The organism is Rhodococcus sp. IEGM 1351 (genome assembly GCF_030056875.1).
GTDB classification, from domain to species: domain Bacteria; phylum Actinomycetota; class Actinomycetes; order Mycobacteriales; family Mycobacteriaceae; genus Rhodococcus_F; species Rhodococcus_F opacus.
On sequence record NZ_JASHKU010000110.1, the window covers coordinates 1 to 373 of the forward strand.

Below are 373 nucleotides of genomic sequence, written 5' to 3' on the forward strand. Positions count from 1 at the left end.
GCCAGCCACGCGGTCATCGCCTTGGATCGGTGGGCCATGAGCCCGTCCCAGATCAGGATGAGCTTCTCCCCGGCGAAGTGGGCGCGCAGTTCGGTGAGGAAGTCGATGAGCTTGTCGGTGTTGTAGGCGCCGTCGGTCATGGAGAACACGAACGCGCTGCGGCTGCGATCGGGCCGATATGCCAGCACTCCGGCCATGGACATGCGCTTCCAGGAGAATCGGTGATGCAGCACGGGTGTGAGGCCTTTGGGCGCCCAGGTTGCGCGGACGACCGGGAGCAGCGACACACCGCTTTCGTCCTGGAAGCAGATCCATGCCCCTCGGCGCCGCGCTATTTTTTTATCCGCGGCCACTCGTTCTCGCGCCAGGCGAC

Annotated in this window: 1 protein-coding gene; it reads right to left on the bottom strand. The window is 64.9% G+C overall.

Annotation, left to right across the window (positions count from 1 at the left end; all coding sequences use genetic code 11):
- Nucleotides 1–287 (bottom strand): transposase (locus QM806_RS40995; protein WP_283295060.1); only part of this gene is annotated, 287 nt, incomplete at its 3' end.
- Nucleotides 288–373: the final 86 nt, after the last annotated feature.